Origin of the sequence: Mesorhizobium sp. M1423, from assembly GCF_040317575.1 — a bacterium.
Lineage (GTDB): Bacteria > Pseudomonadota > Alphaproteobacteria > Rhizobiales > Rhizobiaceae > Mesorhizobium.
The window spans coordinates 36452-58699 of sequence record NZ_JAMYKU010000013.1 but is presented as its reverse complement, the minus strand read 5'-3'; the positions used below and the strand labels follow the sequence as shown (position 1 = coordinate 58699).

Sequence of the window (22248 nt, the reverse complement as noted above, 5' to 3'; positions counted from 1 at the left end):
CCGTTCACTATATAGGGTCAGATGTGACCACGGTCAATGACCATGGTCACAGAAATCGCTTCGGCTTTAGCCGGCCCTCGTTCCCGCGTCTGCGCGCCGCTCACCTGCCTGCCGCCATCCAAACTGGTAACTCAGCCGAGGCTCGCCCTCAGGAAAGCCATCACCGCGGCGGTCAACGCATCGCCTTCGGTGCCGAAGTCGCGATTAATCGACATGTGCGAATAGGCGCTGCCATCGAACAGCGTGACCCTGGTTCCGGTGGCGCCCAGACGCCCGGCAAAGGCCTGCGCGTCCGCCGCGCGGGTTTTCGCCCGCGAATAGGCGATGAACGTCGGCGGATGCTTGCGGCCGTCGACATAGGTGACCGGCGACAGCGCCCGCCACTGCGCCGGATCGGGAAAGGCGCGGGCATAGACCCCTGCCATGCCGCCGCTCCTGGCCAACGCCTCCAGATCGTAGGCCCTGGTATCGTCGAGGACCAGCGCCGCGACGCCGGGCAGGCCGCCGCGCAGGCCGGTCAGCGCGACGAGATGGCAGCCGGCCGAATGGCCCATCGCGACGATCCGGTCCGGATCGCCGCCATGGCTGGCGATGTTGGCGCGGACGTAGCGATACGCCAGTTCGACATCGGCGGCCTGGGTGGCGACGTCGGCTTCAGGCAGCATCCGGTAGTCGATCGAGACGAAGCAGAAGCCATTGTCGAGCAGGAATTGCGGCTTGGAGTTGACGTTGTTGCGGTTGCCGACCCGCCAGGCGCCGCCATGGACGAAAAAGACAACCGGCAGGCCGCTTGCGCCATCGCGGGAATAAATGTCGAGCTTGGCCGGCCCATAGTCGAAGGTTTCGGGTGATGGCGGACGCAGCTGCAATGCCGCTGCAGCCTGACCCGGCAGCAGCGCCGCCATCGACACCAGAAGCAGGGTTCGCCGATCGATTGTCATAGACTCCTGACTGCCCACGGCTGCCATAAGGCGTGCACTGTCATTCGCCAAGCATCGCCGGCTTGATCCTCAGCCGCGCGATCCGATTCTTGTCGCGTTTCATGACGACGAAGCGCTTGCCGTGAAACGTAAAGGCCTGCTTTTCGTCCGGAATCGACTGCGCCTCGTGGATGACAAGGCCGGCAATGGTGGTGGCTTCCTCGTCCGGCAGGTTCCAGTCGAGCGCCCGGTTGAGGTCGCGGATCGACACCGTGCCGTCGACGACGACGGAGCCGTCGGCTTCCTGCTTGACGCCCTGGATGTCGATGTCGTGCTCGTCGGCGATCTCGCCGACGATCTCCTCGATGATGTCCTCCAGCGTCACCAGTCCCTCGACCTCGCCATATTCGTCGACGACGATGGCGAAATGCGCCTTGCGGCGCAGGAAGGCGTTGAGCTGCTCCTGCAGCGTCGTGGTGTCGGGCACGAACCACGGCCGCGACGCGATCTTCATCACGTCGATCCTGGAGAAATCATTGCCGACCTCGTTCAGCGCGCGCAGCAGGTCCTTCGCGTGCAGCACGCCGACGATGTTGTCGAGCGAGCCCTTCCACAGCGGCATGCGGGTATGCGGGCTCTGCAGGATCTCGCGCACCACCGCCTCCGGCGGGTCGTCGGCGTTGACCGAGCGCATATTGGTGCGGTGGACCATCACGTCCGACACTTCGAGCTCCTCAAGGTCGAACAGGCCGCCAATGCGGGCACGATCCTCGCGCACCACCTGGCCGTCGCGGCGGAAATCGTCGACGGCGCCACGCAATTCCTCATGCGTCGAGCGCTGCGGCTCGATACGCTGCAGCTCGTAGCCGAAGGCGGCGAACAGGTGCCGACGCAAGACGAAGCCCAGCAGGCCGAGGCCGGCAAGCGCGGCAGCCGCGATCCAGCCGGCCTGGCTCATCCCGGATGGTTCTCCCCGAGGAACGCCAGCACTTCCGAGGCCGGCACATCCCTGGCGATGAAGGCCTGGCCGATGCCGCGCGTCAGGATGAAGGTCAGCGCGCCGCGCGACACCTTTTTGTCCTGGGTGATGAAGGAGAACAGCTTTTCGGCGTCAGGCAATTCGCCTGGAATGTCGGCCATGCGCCACGGCAGGCCGACGGCGCGAAGGTGCGCCTCGACGCGCGCCGCATCGTCGGGGCTCGCCAAATTGAGCCTTGAAGAAAAACGGTGCGCCAGCGCCATGCCGATGGCAACGCCCTCGCCATGCACCAGCCGCGTGCCGTCATAGCCGGTCGCCGCCTCGAGCGCGTGACCGAAGGTGTGCCCGAGATTGAGCAGCGCACGGTCGCCGGTCTCGAACTCGTCGCGTGCAACGACGTCGGCCTTGGCGCGACAGGCCTCGGCAATCGCTTTTGCCCGCTCCGGCCCGCCGGCAAACACGCGAGACCAGTTTTCCTCCAGCCAGGCGAAGAACTCCGGCCGGTCGATCAGCCCGTATTTGGCCAGTTCGGCATAGCCGGCGCGAAACTCGCGGATCGGCAGCGTGTCGAGCAATTCGGTGTCGGCCAGTACCAGCCTCGGCTGGTGAAACACCCCGACCAGGTTCTTGCCGCGCTTGCTGTTGATGCCGGTCTTGCCGCCGACGGAGGAATCGACCTGCGCCAGCAGCGAGGTCGGGATTTGCACGAAGTTCATGCCGCGCCGCGCGATGCCGGCGGCAAAGCCGGCGAGGTCGCCGATGACGCCGCCGCCGAGCGCGACGACGACATCGCCACGCTCCAGCTTGGCGGCCAGCACGCCGTCGACCACCTCTTCCAGGTGCGCAAAGCTCTTGGTCTTTTCGCCGGGCGGCAGCGTGATGACTGCATGTTGGATGCCACCGCTTGCCAGGCCGGCCGCAAGCGTTGCGAGATGCGCGCTAGCGACGTTTTCGTCGGTGACGACCGCCGCCCTTGTGCCCGGCAGACGGCGCGCAATTTCGGCGCCGGCGCGTGACAGCAGGCCGGGGCCGATCAAAATGTCGTAGGTACGCTCGCCAAGCCCGACTTCGACAGAGACCGTTGCATCAGCGCTCACGACCGCACCTCGTCGATGTCGGCAACGCCGAGATGGCCGCGCAGCGCGTCCACCACTTCGGCGGCAATGATCTCCTTGCGGTCGTCGCGGGTCGGCACGATGACATCGGCCGCAGCGTAAACCGGGTAGCGTTCCGCCATCAGCCGTTCCAGCACGACCCGGGGATCGGCGCTTTTCAGCAGCGGCCGGTTCTGCTTCTTGGAAACGCGCTCCATCAACAGGTCGATCTCGGCCTTCAGCCAGACCGAAACGCCATGGCTGGCGATCGCCTCGCGCGTCTGCGCATTCATGAACGCGCCGCCGCCGGTCGACAGCACCTGGGGCCCGTGCTCCAGCACGCGCAGGATGACGCGCTGCTCCAGTGCCCGGAACTCCGCCTCGCCATAGCGCTCGAACAGGTCCGGGACGCTCATGCGCGAAACACTTTCGATCTCCTGGTCGCTGTCGATAAAGGGTAGCGCCAGCATCGCCGCCACCTTGCGGCCGATCGCCGTCTTGCCGGCGCCCATCAGCCCGACAAAGACGATGGAACGGTCGCCCAGCCGGCCGAGCAGCGCGGCATGGCTCTCGCCCGGAGGGTTTGCTGGTAACGCGTTCATGTTTCTAGGGCCTCTTTGCCGGCGTATCGACATCAAAAGCCTGTTTGCGTCAAGCGCGGCGCGCCCGGGACCTGTTATCGGCTTCACCCTTGAATTGGTGGGATTGGCGTCTCATAAGGGCACAGGGTTGGAAATGCAGAACAAGACGACGGGCGAAAATTAATGCCGACACTGTTTCGCTTTGTCGTGACGCTCGTGATTCTGGCCGGCATTGTCTACGGCGCGATGTTCGCCCTGGTCATGTTCGTCGAGCCGAGAAAGGCGGAAATGAGCGTGCGTATCCCTCCGGAAAAGCTCAATCCCAAAAAATGAACAGCGCCGCCCGCATCGAAGCCTTTCTCGAGATGATGAGCGCCGAGCGCGGCGCTGCCGAAAACACGCTTTCCTCCTATCGCCGCGACCTCGAGGACGCTTCCGCCGGGATCGGCGGCGGGCTCGCCGCTGCCACCAGCACCGACATCCGTGCCTATCTCGACGACATCGCCGCGCGCGGCTTTGCCGCCACCTCGCAGGCGCGCAAATTGTCGGCAATCCGTCAGTTCTTCAAGTTCCTCTACGCCGAAGGCCTGCGCGGCGACGATCCGACCGGCACGCTGGACAGCCCGAAGAAAGGCCGGCCGCTGCCGAAGACGATGAGCGAGGCCGATACCGGCCGGCTGCTCGACCGCGCCACGCAGGAGGCGATCGACCCCTCGCTCAACGACGACGACAGCCTGGCGGCGCTGCGCCTGCACGCACTGGTCGAGGTCCTCTACGCCACCGGCCTGCGGGTTTCGGAGTTGGTCAGCCTGCCGGTGACGGTGGCGCAGCGCGACGACCGCTTCTTCATGGTGCGCGGCAAGGGCAACAAGGAACGCATGGTGCCGCTGTCGGCCAAGGCGCGCACGGCGATGCGGACCTGGCTTGCCGCACGGGCGGCGGTGCCGGCTCTTGCCGACAGCCCGTTCCTGTTTCCGGCCGCCTCCGAAAACGGCTATCTCTCGAGACAGGTCTTTGCCCGCGAGCTGAAAGGGCTTGCCGCGCGAGCCGGCATTGCCGCGGCGAAGATATCGCCGCATGTGCTGCGCCATGCTTTCGCCAGCCATCTGCTGCAGAACGGCGCCGATCTCAGGGCCGTGCAGCAGCTGCTCGGCCATGCCGATATTTCAACGACGCAGATCTACACCCATGTACTGGAGGAGCGGCTGGTGCGTCTGGTCAACGATCATCATCCGCTTGCCGACTAGGCGTCATGTCGCTATGTGAGAACGACGTTCCACCGCGCCCAGCCTGCATTTTCGGGCTTGCGTCAGTCATTGCCTTCCGACTTGCCGGTTCGCCCAAGAATGTACAATTACCTCGATTTCGAAAAGCCTGTGCAGGATCTCGAAGGCAAGATCCTCGAGCTGAAGAAGCTTGCCGAGAACGGTGAGGCGGTCGACGTCGGCGATGAGATCGCCCGTCTCGAGAAGCGCTCACGCGATGCGCTGCGCGACGCCTATAAGGCGCTAACGCCATGGCAGAAGGTGCAGGTGGCGCGCCATCCGGACAGGCCGCATTGCATCGACTACATCAAGGGCCTGCTTACCGATTTCACGCCGCTCGCCGGCGACCGCAATTTCGGCGAGGACCAGGCGATCGTCGGCGGCTTCGCCCGCTTCCGTGGCGAGCCGGTGGCGATCATCGGCCAGGAAAAAGGTTCCGACACGGCAAGCCGGCTGAAGCATAATTTCGGCTCGGTGCGGCCGGAGGGCTACCGCAAGGCGGTACGGCTGATGGAACTCGCCGACCGCTTCCAAATCCCGCTGCTGACGCTGGTCGACACTGCCGGCGCCTATCCCGGCGTCAACGCCGAAGAGCGCGGCCAGGCGGAAGCCATCGCCCGCTCGACCTCAGCCTGCCTTGGCCTGAAGGTGCCGTCGATCTCGGTGGTGATCGGCGAAGGCGGCTCCGGCGGCGCCATAGCGATCGCCACCGCCAACCGCGTCTACATGCTCGAACACGCCATCTATTCGGTGATCTCGCCGGAGGGCGCCGCCTCGATCCTGTGGCGCGACACCACCCGGTCCAGGGATGCTGCGACCAACATGAAGATCACGGCGCAGGATCTGCTGGAGCTGAAGATCATCGACGCCATCGTCGCCGAACCGCTCGGCGGTGCCCATCGCGCCCCCGAAACGGTGATTGCCGCCACCGGCGACCTCATCGCCAGGACGATGAAGGAATTTTCCGGCGCCAACACCGACTTCCGCGAGCATCGCCGCGAGAAATACCTGGCGATGGGCCGCAATCTGTAGCCAACGCAGGTGCGCGGCCTGAAATGTGACGGCGTGGAGCAATTTCGCCACAAAAATGCCGCTGCGTTCGTCACAGTGAGCTTGCCGTAGGGGACGCGCCAATTTCGTTTGGGGCAAGAGGGCTGCTTGGCGCAAGGTCGCTTGCGGTAAGGAATTTTCAAGGTTAACGGGCTTAAGGTCCGTCAGTGGTCAGTTTAGCAGCCGCGGCATCCGCGGCGCAGAGATGAAGACGATAGCCATATCCATGTTTGCCAAGCTTGCCCGCACCGGAGTTCTGATCGCTGCGATCGGCGTCGCCGGCTGCAATGATGCTTCGATGAAGGATTTTGCACCGCAGGCCAACAAGCCGCTGCCGGACAAGATCCTGGCCGAGATGAGGGCCAAGGGCATGGTCCGCACCTCTTCGGTGATGGCCCGCATCTTCAAGGAAGAAGGCAAGCTCGAAATCTGGAAGGCCAAGACCAACGGCCGCTACGACCTGGTCGCCAGCTACGACATCTGCAAATGGTCGGGCAAGCTCGGGCCGAAGTTCACCGAAGGCGACCGCCAAGCGCCGGAAGGCTTTTACACGGTCCGCCCGGCGCAGATGAACCCGCGGTCGAATTATCACCTGTCCTTCAACATCGGCTACCCGAACGCCTATGACCGCGCCAATGGCCGCACTGGTTCCAACCTGATGGTCCATGGCGCCTGCTCGTCGTCGGGCTGCTATTCGATGACCGACGCGCAGATCGAGCAGATCTACGCTTTCGGTCGTGACGCCTTCCAGGGCGGCCAGACCGAGTTCCAGATCCAGGCTTTTCCGTTCCGCATGACTGCAGCCAACATGGCGCGCTACCGCAACGACCCGAACTACGAATTCTGGAAGATGCTGAAGGTCGGCTACGACAATTTCGAAGTCACCAAGGTGCCGCCGAAAGTCGACGTCTGCGAGAAGCGCTACGTCTTCAACCAGGTTGCGGCCGACGGCTCGACCTTTAATCCGACCGGCGCTTGCCCTGCGACCACCCAGCCCGATTCACTGAAGAGCGCCATCAACGCCTATCAAAGCACCTATGAGGCGGCCTTCAACGGCGCCGTCAAGGCCAGCGTGCCGGCACCCAAGCCGACCATCGCCGGGATCAAGGAAGCCAGCATCGTTTCCGACTGGTCGAAACGGCGTGCCCGCGGCGAACGCGTGCCGATCGAGCCGCCGTCGCTCAACCCAGACGGCACGTTGACCGAGACGGCGCGCATGGGCCGCGTCGATTCGCCGGCCGGCCGCAAGATGGCGGCACTCGACGCCGAAAAGGCCGCCAAGCAGAAGGCCGAGGAACAAAGGCTAGCCGCCATTGAAGCGGCCAAGGCCGCCAAAGAGGCAGCCAAGGCGCAGGCGCTGGCCGAGAAGGAAGCGGCCAAGGCGCAGGCACTGGCTGAAAAGGAAGCTGCCAAGACCGCCGCCGAGATGCCTGTCGCCACCGCCACTGTAGCGCCATCGGAGGCCGCCCCGGCAGTCGAAACGCAGGCTGCGGACGCCGAAAGCACGGCGACAAGGTTGAAGAAAAAGCTGCTCGGCATGTTTGGCGGCTGAGCTTCATGCTTGAACAAGAAGATGGGGGCCAAGGAGACAGGCCCTCAACCAGCCCCGCCGCCGTCTACGACCTCAAAGGTCTGAACTGCCCGTTGCCCGCGCTCAAGGCCAAAAAGCGCTTGGCCGCAATGCAGCCGGGTAGCCGCCTCTGGCTCGAAACCACCGACCCCCTCGCCGTCATCGACATCCCCGCCTTCTGCGCCGAGAGCGGCCATCGGCTGATCGAAACGGCGGCAATATCGGGCGGCCACCGCTTCCTGGTCGAGCGCGGCGGCGGCCGAGCCTGGACTTAGCTCGTTCTGCTGACGGTGCGCTGCCCCTCATCTGCCTGCCGGCATCTTCTCCCCGTATAGTGACGGGGAGAAGGGGCTGGCCGCAACTTTGGCGCTCTTTCTGCGGCGCTGGAGATTGGCGAAATCGTCGACGAGAGCGTCCTTCTTGAGAAGATGCCGGCAGGCAGATGAGGGGCAGCGCGGCGTTCGACTTAAAACTGATGAAAGCCTCTACCGCCCGGCAATAGCCAGCGGGTTGCTTTCCAGTGCCGCGCGGTCCGGCGTGTCGATCGACGGCCGGTTGGTGAAGGCGGCGAACAGCCGGCGGACATAGTCTTCGGGCATGTCGAGCGTGATCAGCACCAGCCTGGTGCCGCGCTGGCCGTCCGGCCAGGCCGGCAGTTGCACCGGCGGATGCAGGATCTTCTGCACGCCATGAATAACCAGCGGCCGCGACGGATCTTCTGCAAGCTCGATGACGCCTTTCATCCGCAACAGGCGCTCGCCATGCGCCGAGCGCAACAGATCGAGGAACATCTCGATTGCCGAAAACGGCACCGGCCCGTCATGAACCAGCGAATACGAACGCACGCGGGAATCGTGCCTGTGGTGATGGTGATCATGGCCGGCATGGTCATGCCCGTCGTGATCATGCCCGCTGTGGTCATGCCCGCTGTGGTCATGGTCGTGGCCGGCTTCTTCGCCGAGCCAACGCTGCACATCGACGGATTTGGTGGCCGGATTGTAGAGGCCGCTGTCGAACAGGGTCGCCGCGCTTGCCTGGCTCGCGTCGAGCACCACGGCGCCCGGGTTGAGCTGCCTGAGCCGCGCCCGCAACGCGTCCGCGTCGCCTGCATCCGTGACCAGGTCGGCCTTGCTGAGCACGATGCGATCGGCGACGGCCACCTGCTTCACCGCCTCGACATGGGCATCGAGCGTCGCATTGCCGTTGACGGCGTCGACCAGGGTGATGACGCCGTCGAGCCGGAAGGCCTGGACCAGGGCCGGGTGCGCCATGATCGACTGCAGCACAGGGGCGGGATCGGCGAGCCCGGTGGTCTCGACGACAACGCGGGCAAGCCGGTCGATGCGGCCGGTCTGCAGCCGGTCGACGAGGTCGGCCAACGTGTCGACCAGCTCGCCGCGCACCGTGCAGCAGAGGCAGCCATCGGAAAGCTGGATGATGCCGTCGGACGCCTGCTCGACCAGAAGATGGTCGATCGCCACCTCGCCGAACTCGTTGATGATGACGGCGGTGTCGGCGAGCGCGGGATCCCGGAGCAGCCGGTTGAGCAGCGTCGTCTTGCCTGCGCCGAGAAAGCCGGTGAGCACCGAAACGGGGATCGGGAAGCCGGCCATACGGCTAGTTCAGCGCCTTGGCCGGCCGTTGGACCTGCGCGGCGGTGGTGGACCCGGCCACGGCCGGCTCGGCGCCGGCCGGCGGCACCCGATCCGGCCGCCATGTCGGCAGCGGCACGTCGGCATATTCCTGCCCGGAGGCGTCGAGCATCGCCTTCGGCTTCGGCCCCGTGGCGCCGCCGAGGCCGACGGCGATCAGCGTCGGTACATGGTCGAGCTTTTCCTGATAGGGCGATTTCGGCACGTCCTTGCCCTTATCGCCGACGGCGGGTGCGGCTTCCGACTGCTCCTCGACCGGCTTCTTCTTGCAGATCTCGTCGTTCATGTCGTTGGCCGACATGGTGTCGCCATAGGCAGGCAGCGCCGCGACCGTCAGCCAACTCGGCGCCGGGGTTGCAAAGCCCTGGTCGAGCAGTTTTGCCGCCGCCTCGGCGCGGGTGACGGCCGATTGCTCGCCGAGCACCACGGCGACCAGAGTGCGGCCGTTGCGGGTCGCCGAACCGATCATATTGAAACCGGACGAGCAGACGAAACCCGTTTTCATGCCGTCGGCACCCGGATAGCGGCCGATCAGGAGGTTATAGTTGGAGATCGCTTTCTTGCCGACGGCGAGGCCCTCGATCGAGAACCACGGCGCATATTGCGGGAATTCCTTGCGGATCGCCATCACCAGCAAGGCGAGATCGCGCGCTGTCGTATACTGGTCCGGCGAATAGAGCCCGTTCGGATTGACAAAGTGCGACCCGCTCATGCCGAGCCTCTGCGCCTCGGCGTTCATGCGTTCGGCGAAGGCCGCTTGCGAACCGCCGATATTCTCGCCGACCGCCATGGCGATATCGTTGGCCGATTTGACCAGCATCATCTTCAGCGCGTTGTCCAGCCGCATCACCGAGCCCGGCTTGAAGCCCATCTTGCTCGGCGGTTCGCCGGCCGAATGTTTCGTCACCTTGATCGGCGAATCGAGCTGGACCTCGCCCGCGGCAATCGCCCGAAACGCCACATAGGCGGTCATCAGCTTGGTCAGCGACGCCGGGTACCAGCGCCTGAACGCCTCCTGATGCTGCAGGATCTTGCCGCTGTTCAGGTCGAACAGGATGGTCGGATTGGCCAAGGCAGGCCCGGCCAGCGCCGCAAGCACCACCGCGCCCGTCACCAGCAGTTTGAGGAAATGCCTGTAGCGCATCATGAAAACCGAAATAGCCTCTTGCCGCAGTCGCCCCTGGCTCCGTAAGATTTCGTTACACGATCGCCAGGATAATGGTCCGGCTCTCTGTTCCCGGACCACAGTCGCGGTGCTATTTACTCTATGTGACGTCAACATGGCAAAGTGCTGCCGATCACAATGTGGAAGCAGCAGCACAATGCAAAGCTGCGTGCATGGTTGCAAGGCAGCAGGCACAATTGCAAAGCAGCAGGCCAAGGCCGCCTGCTCCAACAGCGAAATGGAACCATCATGCCGATCCTGAACCGAGCCGCCGAAATGCAGGACGAGGTGGCCGGCTGGCGCCGCCATTTGCACCAGACGCCGGAGCTGAATTTCGACGTCTTCAAGACCGCCGCCTTCGTCACCGAGAAGCTGAAGGCTTTCGGCTGCGACGACATCGTGACGGGTTTGGGCAAGACCGGCGTCGTCGGCATCATCCGCGGCCGCCACGGCGAAGGCTCGACCATCGGCCTGCGCGCCGACATGGACGCGCTGCCGCTCAACGAGATCACCGGCAAATCCTATGCCTCGACCATCCCCGGCAAGATGCACGCCTGTGGCCATGACGGCCACACCGCGATGCTGTTGGGTGCCGCCAAATACCTCGCTGAAACGCGCAATTTCGCCGGCTCCGTCGCGGTCATCTTCCAGCCGGCCGAAGAGGGCGGCGGCGGCGGCAACGAGATGGTCAAGGACGGCATGATGGAGCGCTTCGGCATCTCCAAGGTGTTCGGCATGCACAACATGCCGGGCCTGCCGGTCGGCCAGTTCGCCATCAGGCCGGGCCCGATCATGGCGGCGACCGCCGAGTTCACCATCACCGTCAAGGGCCGGGGCGGCCACGCGGCGATGCCGCACGGCACCATCGATCCGATCGTCATCACCAGCCAGCTTGTCGGCGCGTTGCAGACGATCGCCTCGCGCAGCACCGATCCGGTCGAGGCGGTGGTCGTCTCGGTGACGAAATTCCATGCCGGCGACGCCTATAACATCATTCCCGAGAGCGCCGAGATCGCCGGCACCGTACGCACGCTGAAGAAGGAGGTCGCCAAGAAGGCTGAAGAGCGCATCCGCGCGCTTTGCCAAGGCGTGGGCGCTGCCTTCGGCGCGACAATCGAGGTTGATTACAATGCCAACTACCCCGTCACCTTCAACCATCCGGAAGAGACGGTCTTTGCCAGCGACATCGCGGCCGACGTCGCCGGCGACAGCCATGTGCACCGCGCCATCCAGCCGGTGATGGGCGGCGAGGATTTCTCCTACATGCTGGAAGCGCGGCCGGGCGCCTTCATCTTCATCGGCAATGGCGATACCGCCGGCCTGCACAACCCGGCCTACGACTTCAACGACGAGGTCATCCCGCACGGCATGAGCTATTGGGTGAAGCTGGCGGAGACGGCGCTGGCGGCGTAGCCGTTCGGCATCGGCGGTGCGGCGACCGCCGCACCTCTGGGCGGCAAAATCGGGCAGGACATGTTCTGCTGGTCACTTCCGGCCGGACGACTTCCGGGCAAGGCCGAAGGCAATGCCCAGAGCAATACCTATACCAATGCCCGCAACAATGTTGTCCAACACGACGCCGATGGCCACGCCGATCACGACGCCGAGTGTGAGGTGTTTGGCATCCATTATGCCCGGTCATGTAGCGTGGAAGGGAAGAGCCGCAACCGCTACGGTCCGCTCTTCGGATCCTCGACCTCCAGCGCCTCCATAACCGGCGCCAGCTCATTGTCGTCGGCAGCCTGCGGCTCTTCGCCTGTCCTTGCCTTCTTCAGGGCTGCCTCGATCGCCTCCTGGATGTTGCCAAGCTCGTCTTCGCGAACCTCGTGGCCGTAGCCGGCAGCATCGGCATCCTGCTCGAATTGCTGCGCCAGGACGGCGACGCTCACCTCGCTCTCGGCCGGCAGATTGCCGACATTCTCCTGCAGCCAGGTTTCAAAGAACTCTTTTGTGGCGCTCATGCGGTGTCTCCTTCGGGACACTAAAGCGCGCCGGCATCCCGAAAGTTCCGCTATCTTAACCGTCTTTGCACCGCTCGCCATGTCGGCTACGCAGGAACCCGCCGCCTCAACCAATCGACCATTAGCGTGGTGACTTCGCCCGGCTTCTCCTGCTGTGACCAATGTCCACAGCCGGCGACCACATGTTTTTCGAGATCGGCGATGTGGGCGTCCATTCCATCCATCATCGCTGGAGATAACACGACGTCGTCCTCAGCGCCGATCATGAGCGAAGGCACTTTTATCGTCTGGTCGACATTCAAGCCGGCTCTCCAATTGCGGGACAAGTTGCGGTACCAGTTGATGCCCGGCGTGAAACCGGTGCGCCCGAAGCTCTCGGCATAGAAAGCAAGCTCGTCTGGCGTCAGGATCAGCTCGCCGGGCAGCGTCTTCGGCTCCGGCTGCGAGAGCGCCTGTAGGAATGTCATGTGTCGGGCCTGCGGCGGCAGCTTGGCGTATTGCGCGGCGGTGATAACACCCTTGCGCATATTGCTCCTGAACACCCGCGCCACGTCGTGCGCCATCAAACGGTCCGCGAGATCACCATCTTCGAACATCAGCACATACATGTCGGGATTGTAGACTTCGCGCATCTGCGCGATCGGGTCTTTTGCCGGGTTGGCCACGAACGGCTTGTCCGGGGCGGTCAGCCCCTTGGTGAGGCTCGGATGCAGCCACAGCATTTCATGGGGAATGAATGGCGTGTTGACACCGATGACGCCAGTGACCCGGCTCTGATGCAAAAGCGGCATCTGCCATGCGACCAGGCCGCCCCAGTCATGGCCCGCGAACACGGCCTTTTCGACGCCGAGAGCATCGAGGAGACCGACGAGATCGCCGGTCAGGTGGACCATGTCATAATCCTCGACCTTGGACGGCCGGTCGGTCAGACCATATCCGCGCTGGTCGGGAACAATGACGTGGTAGCCGGCGGCCGCGAGCGGCGCGATCTGGTGACGCCAGGAAAAGGCGAGTTCGGGAAAGCCGTGCAGCAAAACAACCGCCGGTCCCTTGCCGGCTTCATAAACAGCCATATCGATGCCGTTGGAGCGAACGTATCGGACCGGCGGCATGGCCGGCGACGCGCCAAAGACCGGCAGGCAAGGCGCAAGAAGACTGCCGGCGGTGCCGAGAAGCACCGCCCTGCGGGAAAGGGTGATCATGGCAGAAGTTTCCTTAGCTGCTCGAATTCTGATCGAATGACGGCCGGGCAGGCCGAGACGTCTCGGCCGGCGCGGATCAGCACGAGAATGCCTTGGTAGAGAAGCAGAAGCCTGACGACGTGGAGATCGACCTGCCCTCCACCGATCTGGCGCTCCACGACCTGCCGGATGGCGGCTTCCAGCACGGCGAAGCCTTCCGCGAGACCTTCCGAGGCGACCGACGGTTGCGCACCGAACTCGACAGCAGCGTTCGTTAACAAACAGCCGAGGTCGCCGGATTCCGGGGCGGGCAGCAACAACGACAGGAACAACTGTTCCAAACCATCCAGATCGCTTGCTTCGCCGATGTAGGTCTCGATACGGTGTCGGATGACGGCATCGATATAGTGGCCGAAGGCCGCCCGATAGAGACCTTCCTTGTCGCCAAAGGCATTGTAGATCGAGCCAGACGTCAGGCCGGTGGCATCGCTCAGATCCTTGATCGAAATTCCCGCGAAACCGGCCCGTCGAAACGCGTTCATCGCGTCACCCAGCACAGTGGCTTCGTCAAATAGTCGCGGTCTGGTCATGGAGCAACCCAATGTAAAATGATCATTCTAGAATGAGCATTTTACATCGCCAGTCAAGCGACTCTTTTTGCAAAGACAGCTCGATGGGCACACAGGCACGCCAGCGATGCCAGGTTGCATCGCGATCTCCCGGAGCTTGGCCCCTCTGTGAGATTAAAAACCAGGCGGCGTTGGCGCCGCCTGGCCCGGCTGCTTACTGGCTGGCAGCAATCGTCGGTTCGCACGACACGTTCGGGTTCATGTCGGCGAACGCGCCGGTCGGGTTGCCCTTCCAGGCCCAGACATGCAGCTCGTAAAACGGGCCGAGGCCATAGCGGTTGGGCGCGCTGTTGAAGTTGAACAGATGCCCATCGAGCGAGGCCGGGCCTTTCGAGGTGATGTATTCGACCGCGATCAGTTTTAGCGTGCCGTCGGCCATCGGCTCGTACATCACCGCTTCGGGCTTGGCGACATCGACCGCGTCGTCCTTGAGGTAGCCGGGATTGACGTAGTGGATGCCCATGGCGCCGCCGGTGATGCCGCTGGCGCAGGGGATCGGCGCATAGCCCTCGGCGGTCGCCGCCGCCACATTCTCGAAGCGGCTGTTGGCGGCGCGTACCTTGTCGGCCAGCGGATTGGGACCGGACGCGGGCGCTGCCTGATGCGCCTGCGCCAATGCAGTGCAGGCCGACAGCAGCGCCGCGGCAGCGAGGAATTTGTTGCGAAAGTTGATTGTCATAGTCATTCCATTCTTCTTGAAAAGCACAGCCCGGCCGGCCGCCGGAAGTAAGGAGGTCCGGCAGGTGGGCGCTGTGGCTGTTGTTGCTGGGAGATCCCTGTCCCGATGCGACGAATGAAGGGGAAGATCATCCCTTCGGCAGATACGGGATGGTTCCGGCCAGATCGGAGTTGTCGATCAGCTGGAAACGGCTGTCGCTGCCGCCCTGACGGGCCGAAACGAAGGGTGCGTAGGCGGGATCGTCGGTGAAGGCGCGCGCCGCGGCCTCGGTCGGGAACGCCATCAAGGCAATCAGCGTCGTGTCGCGCGGCTTGCCTTCGAGCGTCTTCACATTGCCGCTGCGCGACAGATATCTGCCGCCGTGCTTGTGAACGAGGTCGTGGACCGACGCGGCATAGGCCGGCATCCACTTCGGGTCCCTCACCTTGATGTCTGCGATAACGTAAGCGGTCATGGGTCATGTCTCCTGGTCGTGCACAGGGGTATCCCGTGCAGCGGCAGAGGGGTCGCATGGCAAGGCCGGCGCCAGCCAGTCCGCGATCTGTACTGGTGCGGCGAATTCGAAATTCGCATTCACTTTGGAGCAACGCAGCGAGCGAATTTCGGATTCAAAAGCCACACCAGCAAGTGCTTGGATTTCCAGTGTGGTTTTGGATTTGAAGTTCCTAACGCTGATGCCACCCAGAAAGCAGGAACTTCAAATCCACCACACTTGGGCCGGTACAGTTTCTGTACTCGCCGCACCGCTGGGAAAGGCCTATGCTCCCGGCTGAGTTTGAGGGGAAGGCAACATCATGACCCAGGCCGGATACAAGCAGTTCTGCCCGTTATCGATGGCCGCGGAGGTGCTGTGCACCCGCTGGACCATGGTTCTGCTTCGCGAATTGGTGGCGGGCTCGACCCGTTTCAACGATCTGCGCCGCGGCGTCCCCAAAATGTCGCCGACCCTTCTGTCGCAACGGCTCAAGGAGCTCGAGCTGGCCGGGATCGTCGAGCGCAAGGAGGTGCGCGGCGAGAAAGGCATCTTCGAATACCGGATGACCGAGGCAGGCAGGGATCTGCGGTCCGTCGTCGAGGCGATGGGCTTTTGGGGGCAGAAATGGGTCGAGTCGCGGCTGTCGCTGAAGAACCTCGATCCGTCGCTGCTGATGTGGGACATGCGGCGCAATCTAAACGCGTCGCCGCTGCCCGACGGGCGCACGGTGATACAATTTCTGTACCAGGAGCTCCCCGCCTCCAAACGGTCGTGGTGGCTGATCGTCGAGAAGCACGGCGAGGTCGACCTCTGCTGGTACGATCCGGGGTTCGATGTCGATCTCTACGTCTCGACCGACCTGCACACCATGACCGAAATCTGGATGGGGCTGATCACCGTCGAGAAGGCCGGGCCGAAAGTCATTCTGACGGGCGATCAGGATATCGCCCGCAAAATGCAGACTTGGCTGGGCCTGAGCCCGTTCGCTGTCGAACCCAAGCGAGCAGCCTAGCTGCCTCTTGGCGAAACGATCCGAAGCGGTTATGTGTCGGGCGCGATGGTCCCGTAGCTCAGTAGGATAGAGCGGCAGATTCCTAATCTGTAGGTCACAGGTTCGATTCCTGTCGGGATCACCAAGTTTTTCAAGCACTTAGCCAACAAGCCGCCGTACTTTTTGGTAAATTAGTACGGCAATTAATACGGCGAATTTCGCATGAACTTCGGCTTCAGCTGCTCAATCCAACCGAGTTGTGGATTTCCATGATTCTGGAATTGAGTAGATTGTTGGGACGGGCGGCCACCGATGTCGCTTCAGGTGGCGATTTGAGGTGGGGTCTGTCGAGACGCAATGCCGCGCCTCGGCAGGCATTGATTTTACGATGTTTTTTCTAGTCCAGGAGCCCACAGCGATTTGTATCACAGTTTGTATCTCAGTCCGTATCGCACGAGGCTGACCTAGCCACCTGGTAAAATGGCACGTCTTACGAGGCCTGAGCCGTAATCAATGTTGTCGTGCCAGCGCTACATACGGTCCCTTGCACGTTTGGTCTGGAACGACAGCCATGGAGCCGAGAGCGGACTGGCAGCTCCTAGGTGTGGATCACGGAAAAGTTCGCATTCGACGATTAAGAGCTGGATGACTGCTACCGCCCCCCATTTCCGACATTGATGGATGGGACGCGCGTCCCATAAGCAGCCAACGTCAGTGCCGAGGCTGCAAGGTCAAAGGGTGGCTTTCAGTAGGCCGGCTGTGGCTGCCCTCGAAAAATGCGGTACTGCAAGAACGAAATTTGTTGCCGAGGAACTGATCTGCAGCGCCATACTCTCACAGGGTCCTCAGCTCCTCGTCGGCAATCGCGGCTTGGATCGATCGACAGATCTTTCAGCGAATCTACAAATTTGAAGGGGCGCTTACCGGCGCAACCTGATCGCCACGCTTCAGGAACGCGAGGTTGACCGTGCCGGTGGGGAACTGGCGGCGAAAAAGGCACTGCCCTTCCGAGCTGCCGCCGAGGGCGAAACCGTGACCGGCACCTTCACCGGGGGCCGCGCAGCTATCCAGTGGCAAGTTCGCCATCGTCGAGAAGTCCCACGAGTTCACGCTTGTCCCGTGGCGGCCAGTCATCGACCGCCAGCTCGGCCGCGAGGTCAGTGGCATCGTGCAGGGCGGATCGGTGTCCTGGCAGTTGGGGCGGCAGCGGGGATTGGGGCTTTCGCCCTCAAACCCCTTGACCGACTTCACTGAGCACCCGTCGCAGCCATTGATGCCCTGGGTCGGCGTCGTGGCGCGCATGCCAAGTCTGCACCACTCGAAATGAAGGAATATCCAATGGCGGCGGAAAAAGTCGGAGCGGTAGCCGCCCTGCCAACGGTGCGAAGAGACGACGGGGTTCCGTTGCCACGAGCTCGGAGGCATCGACCAGCATCGGTGCCATCAAGAAGTGGCCGACCGTCACGACGACATTCCTCTTCAATCCTTTCTCGGTGAGCACAGCATCGACATAGCCGCTCGGATTGCCCTTCATCGAAACCTGAAGATGGCGCAGCGAGAGATAGCGGTCGAGGTCGAGACTATCGGCCAGATCGGTGTGATCGCCGCGGCCAGCGCAGATGAAGTCCTCTTCGTATAGCAGTTCTTCTCGCATATGGGTCGGCGGCTGGGGGAAGTTGCCGGCGATGAGTTCGACTGCGCCGTCGTCCAGCATCGGCAAACCGACGCTGCGGCTCGTGTTGCGGACCACCAGAGAAACGCCTGGTACTTCGCGGCCGAGCCGTGCAGTCAGACGCGGTAGCAGCACGAAAGCGGCATAATCGGAGAGACCGACCACGAATTGCCGAGTGCTTTCGGTCGGATCGAACGAGCGCCCGCCGAGCAGGACGCCTTCAACCTGTTCGAGGATCGACCGAACACTCGGCGCAATGTCCTGCGCCAGTGGCGTCGGCGTCATGCCGCGCGGGGATCGGACAAACAGCGGGTCTCCGAACAGAGCCCGAAGGCGATTGAGCGAATGGCTGACCGCCGGCTGGGTCAGCCCAATCCGCTCGGCCGCGCGCGTGGCGTGCCCTTCGGCAACGAGGGCGTCGAAGACGACCAGCAGATTGAGATCGACGTTAGCGATATGAATCTTCTTCATCACGGCGATGCTAATAATGAATTGGATCGCAATCGCCGATGCAAGGTCTGACCTGAAATAAAGCGGGGGCGGGCAGAGTTAGAGAACATGAGTGTCAGGTCCCACCACCGCAGCAACGGGAAGAGTAAGTTCTCGCCGACGCTTTATTGAGGCTGCCTTCATCGCAGCAAGTTCTTTCGCCATCAGTCGGAGCGGGCAAGCCATGGCCTCGGAAACTCATGAGGATCGATTTTCACGCGGCCTGGAGATGCTCCGCCGGATCGGCGGGGAGAATTTCGATGGACCGATCAATGCTCTGGCGGAGACCTCCGCCGATTTGTCGCGCTTCACCGTCGAATATCCCTATGGCGATGTGTTGTCCCGCCCGGGGCTGGATCTCCCGCTAAGGCAGCTCTGCACCGTCTCGATGCTGCTGGCCGACGGAAGCGCCCAGCCGCAATTGAAGTTTCATATCGCCGGCTTTCTCAATGCCGGCGGCACCCCCGAAGCGATCGTCGAACTGCTCTTCGTCTCGGTCGCGGTCCTGGGCTTCCCTGCAACCGTCAATGCCGTCGGCATCGTCCGGTCGGTATTCGCCGAACGCGAGCTGGCATTTCAGCCCATCAAGCCCGCGACGGGTGACGGAGCGGGACGCGGATGGGCCGGACGCGAGATGCTGGAGCGGCTCGTAGCGGGCGACGCCCAGGGCTATTTTGACCGCTTCGCCGGCACCGCGCCCGACCTCGCGCAGCTTTCGATCGATTTCGGGTTCGGGGAGGCGCTGGCTCGGGACGGCCTCGATCACAAGGCCAAGCTGCTCGCGATCACGATTTGGCTTTCCCGGTCCCGATCGACATAGGTCCGCGACCTTCGACCCACCATGAAGCATCGAATTTTCGACAGCGAATGTATAGCGCTTATCCGGCGCGCATGTCGCTCTGTTCGAGCCTTTGAACCCCGGCGCTGACCACGGATGTGCTGGCAGCATTGGGATCTTTCCGGTTCGGATGGAAAAGATGCAGGAGGGGGCGTCGGCGTGCTCCTGCGGAAAGCCGCACCCCCTCATGCAAACGCAGCCTCCCCGCGTGGGGAGCGCTTGCCTGCGCTACGGCGGCGGCTTTCCATGCGAGCCGCTTCAAAAATGATGCTGCGAAACGGCTCCGGCTTTATCCGACGAACGCCTCACGCATCCGAGCGAACATGCCTGGCTGTCTCCCGGCAATCGCCGCACGGATGTGACGGGCGGCCGTTACGGCGCTCACCGTCGCGCCGAAATGACAATAGCAGATGATCTCATGCAATTGCCTGTCGGTCAGTTCGAAGAACCGCTTCGCTTCGCCGTAGTTGTCGTTTTCCAACCCGGCGGCGCGGAGGACAGGATCCTCGAAAGCGACTGAGATCGGCGAGCCGTCGCCGCGCATGGCCCCGCGTGATCTAACCGGCTGATACTCGGTCTGGTGTAGCGTCGAGAGTCGCCGGTCAGGGTTCCGTTCAAGGAGCTCCGCCCAGCGTTCAAGACGTTCGCTGCGCGACATGGCCTGGCGCAGGTAGTCCTGATCGATCTCGGCGACGATCTGCAGTTGCTCAAGCGTCTGGTGCTTCATTTTAGCCTCCTATTCGGACGATAGTTGGCCCACCCATATCCTTCTTATACCTGCGGCCAGCGTGACTCCGACCGATCGTGAAGTCCAATCACGATGATGCTGGGAGGGCTTCCCCCCCACGAAAATGCGGAGGCTTCGCAAAGATCCGGCCATTAATTTGGCGAACGCGGTCAAATGCGCGGCTGTTCGACGATGTCGGTCTGGAGTCCGTGCCGATCGAGGTGATCGACGGGCAGAGTCTGTGCTGGAGTAGCCCGGCTCCATCGCTGGCCGGGCAGCGGGATCAAGCGAGTGGCAGTTTAGCTTCGAAACCGCCGAAGGCCGGGCTGATGCGAGTTCTCCGCCCGGTCGTTGGGCCCTTGTGGCTCCAGTGTACGACTTCCGGCATGACCTGGCGCCTGGCTACTCCGTAGGATCGCAGTTTGTCCGTGTCGAAACCATTATCGAAGTTACCCGGCCCGATGGCGGAGTGTTGCGGATTGCGCGATCCAAGGACCGGTCCGTCCAACAACCAACAAGTTGCGCGGAAGCCATCTCAAAAACGGTCCAGGCTGTGCGTCGTCAGGATGGTAGCCGAACCAGCGAAACAGCCAATCAGGTGTCCCTTCCTTCGACCTTTAGAGACTGAGCAGTCAGCTGCCGCCAAGCGAGAATGACGATCGCTCTCACTGCTGCGGCGCTGGTATCGGTGTGCCGCCAAACCAACCAGCCGCATACGCAATCACGACCAATACCACGATCACGGCTACCACGCCGTACCAGAGGCGCCTGTCCTTGAGATCCATCGTTACCTCCTGCCCGCTACGTGTTGGCCACTGGGCGAATTCCTTGAGCCTTTAGCCGTCATTTCCCAGATGAGCGACCCATTTGCCGTCTGGCAGGCACACAGTAGGCTGGATAAGGGGTCTTTGAGAAGCGCGCAATACGACCGCGCCGGCATGATCGCCAGCGGCTGCGACCGGCGGCGGCAGGCGTGCTCGACGAGTGGCGTTGCGGCATGGATGTCAAAAGATCGGCGATGCCATCCAGCGCCTGTGTGATCGATGCGGCGCGCGTTATCTTGATCTTCCAGCACGGCTCCGCGCAGCCGCACCCCTCATTAGACCGTTTCGAGACGGCTGAACCGAACCGGGATGAGTTTGCGAGTCTTCAGTTGCCCTGCCGCATCCTTGTCGATGACCGTCAGAAACTGTGCATTTTCAGATCCCAAAGGCAGAACCAAGCGTCCTCCCGGCTTGAGTTGCTTCAGTAAAGCCGGCGGTGTCCGCTCAGCCGCCACCGTGACCAGGACCTTGTCGAATGGGGCGTGCTCAGGCCAGCCGCGAGACCCGTCTCCGACACGAATGCCGACATTGGAGAAGCCGAGACCCTGCAGGAGAGCCTCGGCATGGCTTGCGAATTCCTCGATGATTTCGACGCTCCAAACTTGCCCGGCAAGGTCCGCGAGGATTGCGGTTTGGTAGCCTAGGCCGGTGCCGATCTCGAGCACTACCTCGTGCGGTTGCGGCGCAAGGAGATCGGTCATGAGAGCAACGATGAAGGGCTGCGAGACGGTTTTATCAAAGCCGATCGGCAGCGGCATGTCTTGGTAGGCATAAGGCGCAACTGATGCTGGCACGAAGAGATGCCGCGGTATCCGCCTCATCGCCGCCAATACCCGCTCATCGAGCGCCGCCTTGCCAAGTTCATCGCTTGCAAGATCGGTGTGAATTGCAATCATCTCGACCATGTGCCTGCGTAGAACCGCGAGATGCTCTTCGTTCATCGGCTTCATGACGGTGGGGCGCTCCTCAACCAGTCTGCTGCCTCATAGCCTTATACCCTGTTCGTCTTGTCACAGTAACCATGTCGTCGAGAACGCGGCTTCGGTTGGGGCGGGTTGTACCGCCCTGCTATTTCGTCGCCGTCCTTGGTGCTCTCCCGTTCCTCGCACCGGGGTGGAACGGCGTGCGCATCAGAAGCTCGCCAGCCAGGCGACAACATCGATATAGCGGATCGCCAGCCAATTGAGCACCAATAGGCCGAAGGCCAAAACGACGCCGAACCCTGCGCTGTCGTTCACCGGCTCCATCCCGTGCTGATCGTGCGTGATCTGGCGGTTGACGATGGCCGAACCTGGGCGAGCCAGCAGCGCGATTCGCGCTGCAGGCCGGCCATACGATAATCAGCGTTAGCCCGCGTGGCGCTGCTGAGAGGAACCGGAATTTCGTGATGGCTTGCCGCCGCCATTGGCGCGGCACTGGGGGACTGGCTGTCCTTCTGGATCGGCAAACGGCTTGGAAAGCGGGTTTCGCACTATTGGCCCCTCTCCTGTTCTTCGAGCGGTGGGG

The 22248-nt window shown here is 62.8% G+C and carries 23 protein-coding genes, 1 tRNA gene and 2 pseudogenes; 10 read left to right on the top strand and 16 right to left on the bottom strand.

What is annotated here, in order from left to right; all coding sequences use genetic code 11:
* Positions 1-131: 131 nt before the first annotated feature.
* The 4 genes from NKG95_RS17605 to NKG95_RS17590 are packed head-to-tail and all read right to left on the bottom strand — an operon-like array spanning position 132 to position 3595.
* Entirely contained in the window at positions 132-941 is an 810-nt protein-coding gene (locus tag NKG95_RS17605) for an alpha/beta hydrolase (RefSeq protein ID WP_352483488.1), read from the bottom strand.
* A gap of 40 nt (positions 942-981) precedes the next feature.
* On the bottom strand, positions 982-1878 hold the full coding sequence (locus NKG95_RS17600; protein WP_023721135.1) for an HlyC/CorC family transporter: 897 nt from the start codon (positions 1876-1878) through the stop codon (positions 982-984).
* Positions 1875-2996, bottom strand: coding sequence for a 3-dehydroquinate synthase (aroB, locus tag NKG95_RS17595; protein ID WP_353041684.1), 1122 nt, complete (start codon positions 2994-2996; stop codon positions 1875-1877). Before aroB ends, NKG95_RS17600 begins: the two co-directional genes overlap by 4 nt.
* The gene (locus NKG95_RS17590; RefSeq protein WP_353041682.1) at positions 2993-3595 is read right to left on the bottom strand and encodes a shikimate kinase; all 603 of its coding nucleotides are present in this window, start codon (positions 3593-3595) and stop codon (positions 2993-2995) included. Before NKG95_RS17590 ends, aroB begins: the two co-directional genes overlap by 4 nt.
* 162 nt (positions 3596-3757) lie before the next feature.
* On the opposite strand from NKG95_RS17590, the gene NKG95_RS17585 reads away from it, so the two are divergent.
* The 5 genes from NKG95_RS17585 to NKG95_RS17565 all read left to right on the top strand — a co-directional run bounded on the left by NKG95_RS17585 (position 3758) and on the right by NKG95_RS17565 (position 7734).
* A complete protein-coding gene (locus NKG95_RS17585; protein WP_023721139.1) occupies positions 3758-3907 on the top strand; it encodes a hypothetical protein in 150 nt (49 codons plus the stop codon).
* Complete coding sequence (locus NKG95_RS17580) at positions 3904-4821, top strand: site-specific tyrosine recombinase XerD (protein WP_352495633.1); 918 nt, start codon at positions 3904-3906, stop codon at positions 4819-4821. Before NKG95_RS17585 ends, NKG95_RS17580 begins: the two co-directional genes overlap by 4 nt.
* 99 nt (positions 4822-4920) lie before the next feature.
* Entirely contained in the window at positions 4921-5871 is a 951-nt protein-coding gene (locus NKG95_RS17575) for an acetyl-CoA carboxylase carboxyltransferase subunit alpha (protein WP_023721141.1), read from the top strand.
* 244 nt (positions 5872-6115) lie between these two features.
* Positions 6116-7441, top strand: a complete 1326-nt coding sequence (locus tag NKG95_RS17570; protein ID WP_353041782.1) for a L,D-transpeptidase family protein — start codon at positions 6116-6118, stop codon at positions 7439-7441.
* Between the two features lie 5 nt (positions 7442-7446).
* The gene (locus NKG95_RS17565; RefSeq protein ID WP_023721143.1) at positions 7447-7734 is read left to right on the top strand and encodes a sulfurtransferase TusA family protein; all 288 of its coding nucleotides are present in this window, start codon (positions 7447-7449) and stop codon (positions 7732-7734) included.
* Positions 7735-7944: 210 nt separating this feature from the next.
* Here NKG95_RS17565 and NKG95_RS17560 read toward each other — a convergent pair whose 3' ends face one another.
* Both NKG95_RS17560 and NKG95_RS17555 read right to left on the bottom strand, forming a co-directional pair.
* Positions 7945-9072, bottom strand: a complete 1128-nt coding sequence (locus NKG95_RS17560; protein WP_353041680.1) for a CobW family GTP-binding protein — start codon at positions 9070-9072, stop codon at positions 7945-7947.
* A gap of 4 nt (positions 9073-9076) precedes the next feature.
* Positions 9077-10255, bottom strand: coding sequence for a D-alanyl-D-alanine carboxypeptidase family protein (locus NKG95_RS17555; protein WP_353041780.1), 1179 nt, complete (start codon positions 10253-10255; stop codon positions 9077-9079).
* 270 nt (positions 10256-10525) lie between these two features.
* On the opposite strand from NKG95_RS17555, the gene NKG95_RS17550 reads away from it, so the two are divergent.
* Positions 10526-11689 (top strand): M20 aminoacylase family protein, encoded by a 1164-nt coding sequence (locus tag NKG95_RS17550; RefSeq protein WP_353041678.1) that lies wholly within the window; start codon positions 10526-10528, stop codon positions 11687-11689.
* A gap of 72 nt (positions 11690-11761) precedes the next feature.
* Here NKG95_RS17550 and NKG95_RS17545 read toward each other — a convergent pair whose 3' ends face one another.
* The 6 genes from NKG95_RS17545 to NKG95_RS17520 form a co-directional block, all read right to left on the bottom strand.
* Positions 11762-11905, bottom strand: coding sequence for a glycine zipper domain-containing protein (locus NKG95_RS17545; RefSeq protein WP_198023575.1), 144 nt, complete (start codon positions 11903-11905; stop codon positions 11762-11764).
* A gap of 41 nt (positions 11906-11946) precedes the next feature.
* A complete protein-coding gene (locus NKG95_RS17540) occupies positions 11947-12237 on the bottom strand; it encodes a DUF768 domain-containing protein (protein WP_023722345.1) in 291 nt (96 codons plus the stop codon).
* 86 nt (positions 12238-12323) lie between these two features.
* On the bottom strand, positions 12324-13349 hold the full coding sequence (locus NKG95_RS17535; RefSeq protein WP_353041778.1) for an alpha/beta fold hydrolase: 1026 nt from the start codon (positions 13347-13349) through the stop codon (positions 12324-12326).
* Between the two features lie 86 nt (positions 13350-13435).
* On the bottom strand, positions 13436-14008 hold the full coding sequence (locus NKG95_RS17530; protein WP_023722343.1) for a TetR/AcrR family transcriptional regulator: 573 nt from the start codon (positions 14006-14008) through the stop codon (positions 13436-13438).
* A 193-nt stretch (positions 14009-14201) separates the two neighbouring features.
* Positions 14202-14726 (bottom strand): hypothetical protein, encoded by a 525-nt coding sequence (locus tag NKG95_RS17525; RefSeq protein ID WP_376702992.1) that lies wholly within the window; start codon positions 14724-14726, stop codon positions 14202-14204.
* A gap of 127 nt (positions 14727-14853) precedes the next feature.
* Positions 14854-15180, bottom strand: coding sequence for a DUF1330 domain-containing protein (locus NKG95_RS17520; RefSeq protein WP_353041674.1), 327 nt, complete (start codon positions 15178-15180; stop codon positions 14854-14856).
* 340 nt (positions 15181-15520) lie between these two features.
* Here NKG95_RS17520 and NKG95_RS17515 point away from each other — a divergent pair, with 340 nt between their 5' ends.
* From NKG95_RS17515 to NKG95_RS17505, 3 genes and pseudogenes are all read left to right on the top strand, one after another.
* On the top strand, positions 15521-16213 hold the full coding sequence (locus NKG95_RS17515) for a winged helix-turn-helix transcriptional regulator (RefSeq protein WP_023722341.1): 693 nt from the start codon (positions 15521-15523) through the stop codon (positions 16211-16213).
* Between the two features lie 47 nt (positions 16214-16260).
* Positions 16261-16337: transfer RNA gene (locus tag NKG95_RS17510), tRNA-Arg, on the top strand.
* 776 nt (positions 16338-17113) lie between these two features.
* Positions 17114-17408, top strand: a pseudogene (locus NKG95_RS17505) (DUF3363 domain-containing protein); the annotation flags it as partial.
* Between the two features lie 12 nt (positions 17409-17420).
* Here NKG95_RS17505 and NKG95_RS17500 read toward each other — a convergent pair.
* Positions 17421-18335, bottom strand: coding sequence for a LysR family transcriptional regulator (locus NKG95_RS17500; RefSeq protein WP_353041672.1), 915 nt, complete (start codon positions 18333-18335; stop codon positions 17421-17423).
* Positions 18336-18537: 202 nt separating this feature from the next.
* Here NKG95_RS17500 and NKG95_RS17495 point away from each other — a divergent pair, with 202 nt between their 5' ends.
* Positions 18538-19173 (top strand): carboxymuconolactone decarboxylase family protein, encoded by a 636-nt coding sequence (locus tag NKG95_RS17495; RefSeq protein WP_023722339.1) that lies wholly within the window; start codon positions 18538-18540, stop codon positions 19171-19173.
* Positions 19174-19480: 307 nt separating this feature from the next.
* Here NKG95_RS17495 and NKG95_RS17490 read toward each other — a convergent pair whose 3' ends face one another.
* The 3 genes and pseudogenes from NKG95_RS17490 to NKG95_RS17480 all read right to left on the bottom strand — a co-directional run bounded on the left by NKG95_RS17490 (position 19481) and on the right by NKG95_RS17480 (position 21692).
* Entirely contained in the window at positions 19481-19918 is a 438-nt protein-coding gene (locus NKG95_RS17490) for a hypothetical protein (RefSeq protein ID WP_292659986.1), read from the bottom strand.
* 305 nt (positions 19919-20223) lie between these two features.
* Positions 20224-20348, bottom strand: a pseudogene (locus NKG95_RS17485) (IS6 family transposase); the annotation flags it as partial.
* 669 nt (positions 20349-21017) lie between these two features.
* A complete protein-coding gene (locus NKG95_RS17480) occupies positions 21018-21692 on the bottom strand; it encodes a protein-L-isoaspartate(D-aspartate) O-methyltransferase (RefSeq protein WP_352495641.1) in 675 nt (224 codons plus the stop codon).
* Between the last annotated feature and the right edge of the window lie 556 nt (positions 21693-22248).

What these genes read in the sequence shown, in the direction of transcription:
- NKG95_RS17605 (WP_352483488.1), bottom strand. Translation starts at nt 941, where the DNA reads ATGACAATCGATCGGCGAACCCTGCTTCTGGTGTCGATGGCGGCGCTG.
- NKG95_RS17600 (WP_023721135.1), bottom strand. Translation starts at nt 1,878, where the DNA reads ATGAGCCAGGCCGGCTGGATCGCGGCTGCCGCGCTTGCCGGCCTCGGC.
- NKG95_RS17590 (WP_353041682.1), bottom strand. Translation starts at nt 3,595, where the DNA reads ATGAACGCGTTACCAGCAAACCCTCCGGGCGAGAGCCATGCCGCGCTG.
- NKG95_RS17585 (WP_023721139.1), top strand. Translation starts at nt 3,758, where the DNA reads ATGCCGACACTGTTTCGCTTTGTCGTGACGCTCGTGATTCTGGCCGGC.
- NKG95_RS17580 (WP_352495633.1), top strand. Translation starts at nt 3,904, where the DNA reads ATGAACAGCGCCGCCCGCATCGAAGCCTTTCTCGAGATGATGAGCGCC.
- NKG95_RS17575 (WP_023721141.1), top strand. Translation starts at nt 4,921, where the DNA reads ATGTACAATTACCTCGATTTCGAAAAGCCTGTGCAGGATCTCGAAGGC.
- NKG95_RS17570 (WP_353041782.1), top strand. Translation starts at nt 6,116, where the DNA reads ATGTTTGCCAAGCTTGCCCGCACCGGAGTTCTGATCGCTGCGATCGGC.
- NKG95_RS17565 (WP_023721143.1), top strand. Translation starts at nt 7,447, where the DNA reads ATGCTTGAACAAGAAGATGGGGGCCAAGGAGACAGGCCCTCAACCAGC.
- NKG95_RS17560 (WP_353041680.1), bottom strand. Translation starts at nt 9,072, where the DNA reads ATGGCCGGCTTCCCGATCCCCGTTTCGGTGCTCACCGGCTTTCTCGGC.
- NKG95_RS17555 (WP_353041780.1), bottom strand. Translation starts at nt 10,255, where the DNA reads ATGCGCTACAGGCATTTCCTCAAACTGCTGGTGACGGGCGCGGTGGTG.
- NKG95_RS17550 (WP_353041678.1), top strand. Translation starts at nt 10,526, where the DNA reads ATGCCGATCCTGAACCGAGCCGCCGAAATGCAGGACGAGGTGGCCGGC.
- NKG95_RS17545 (WP_198023575.1), bottom strand. Translation starts at nt 11,905, where the DNA reads ATGGATGCCAAACACCTCACACTCGGCGTCGTGATCGGCGTGGCCATC.
- NKG95_RS17540 (WP_023722345.1), bottom strand. Translation starts at nt 12,237, where the DNA reads ATGAGCGCCACAAAAGAGTTCTTTGAAACCTGGCTGCAGGAGAATGTC.
- NKG95_RS17535 (WP_353041778.1), bottom strand. Translation starts at nt 13,349, where the DNA reads ATGCCGCCGGTCCGATACGTTCGCTCCAACGGCATCGATATGGCTGTT.
- NKG95_RS17530 (WP_023722343.1), bottom strand. Translation starts at nt 14,008, where the DNA reads ATGACCAGACCGCGACTATTTGACGAAGCCACTGTGCTGGGTGACGCG.
- NKG95_RS17525 (WP_376702992.1), bottom strand. Translation starts at nt 14,726, where the DNA reads ATGACAATCAACTTTCGCAACAAATTCCTCGCTGCCGCGGCGCTGCTG.
- NKG95_RS17520 (WP_353041674.1), bottom strand. Translation starts at nt 15,180, where the DNA reads ATGACCGCTTACGTTATCGCAGACATCAAGGTGAGGGACCCGAAGTGG.
- NKG95_RS17515 (WP_023722341.1), top strand. Translation starts at nt 15,521, where the DNA reads ATGACCCAGGCCGGATACAAGCAGTTCTGCCCGTTATCGATGGCCGCG.
- NKG95_RS17500 (WP_353041672.1), bottom strand. Translation starts at nt 18,335, where the DNA reads ATGAAGAAGATTCATATCGCTAACGTCGATCTCAATCTGCTGGTCGTC.
- NKG95_RS17495 (WP_023722339.1), top strand. Translation starts at nt 18,538, where the DNA reads ATGGCCTCGGAAACTCATGAGGATCGATTTTCACGCGGCCTGGAGATG.
- NKG95_RS17490 (WP_292659986.1), bottom strand. Translation starts at nt 19,918, where the DNA reads ATGAAGCACCAGACGCTTGAGCAACTGCAGATCGTCGCCGAGATCGAT.
- NKG95_RS17480 (WP_352495641.1), bottom strand. Translation starts at nt 21,692, where the DNA reads ATGAAGCCGATGAACGAAGAGCATCTCGCGGTTCTACGCAGGCACATG.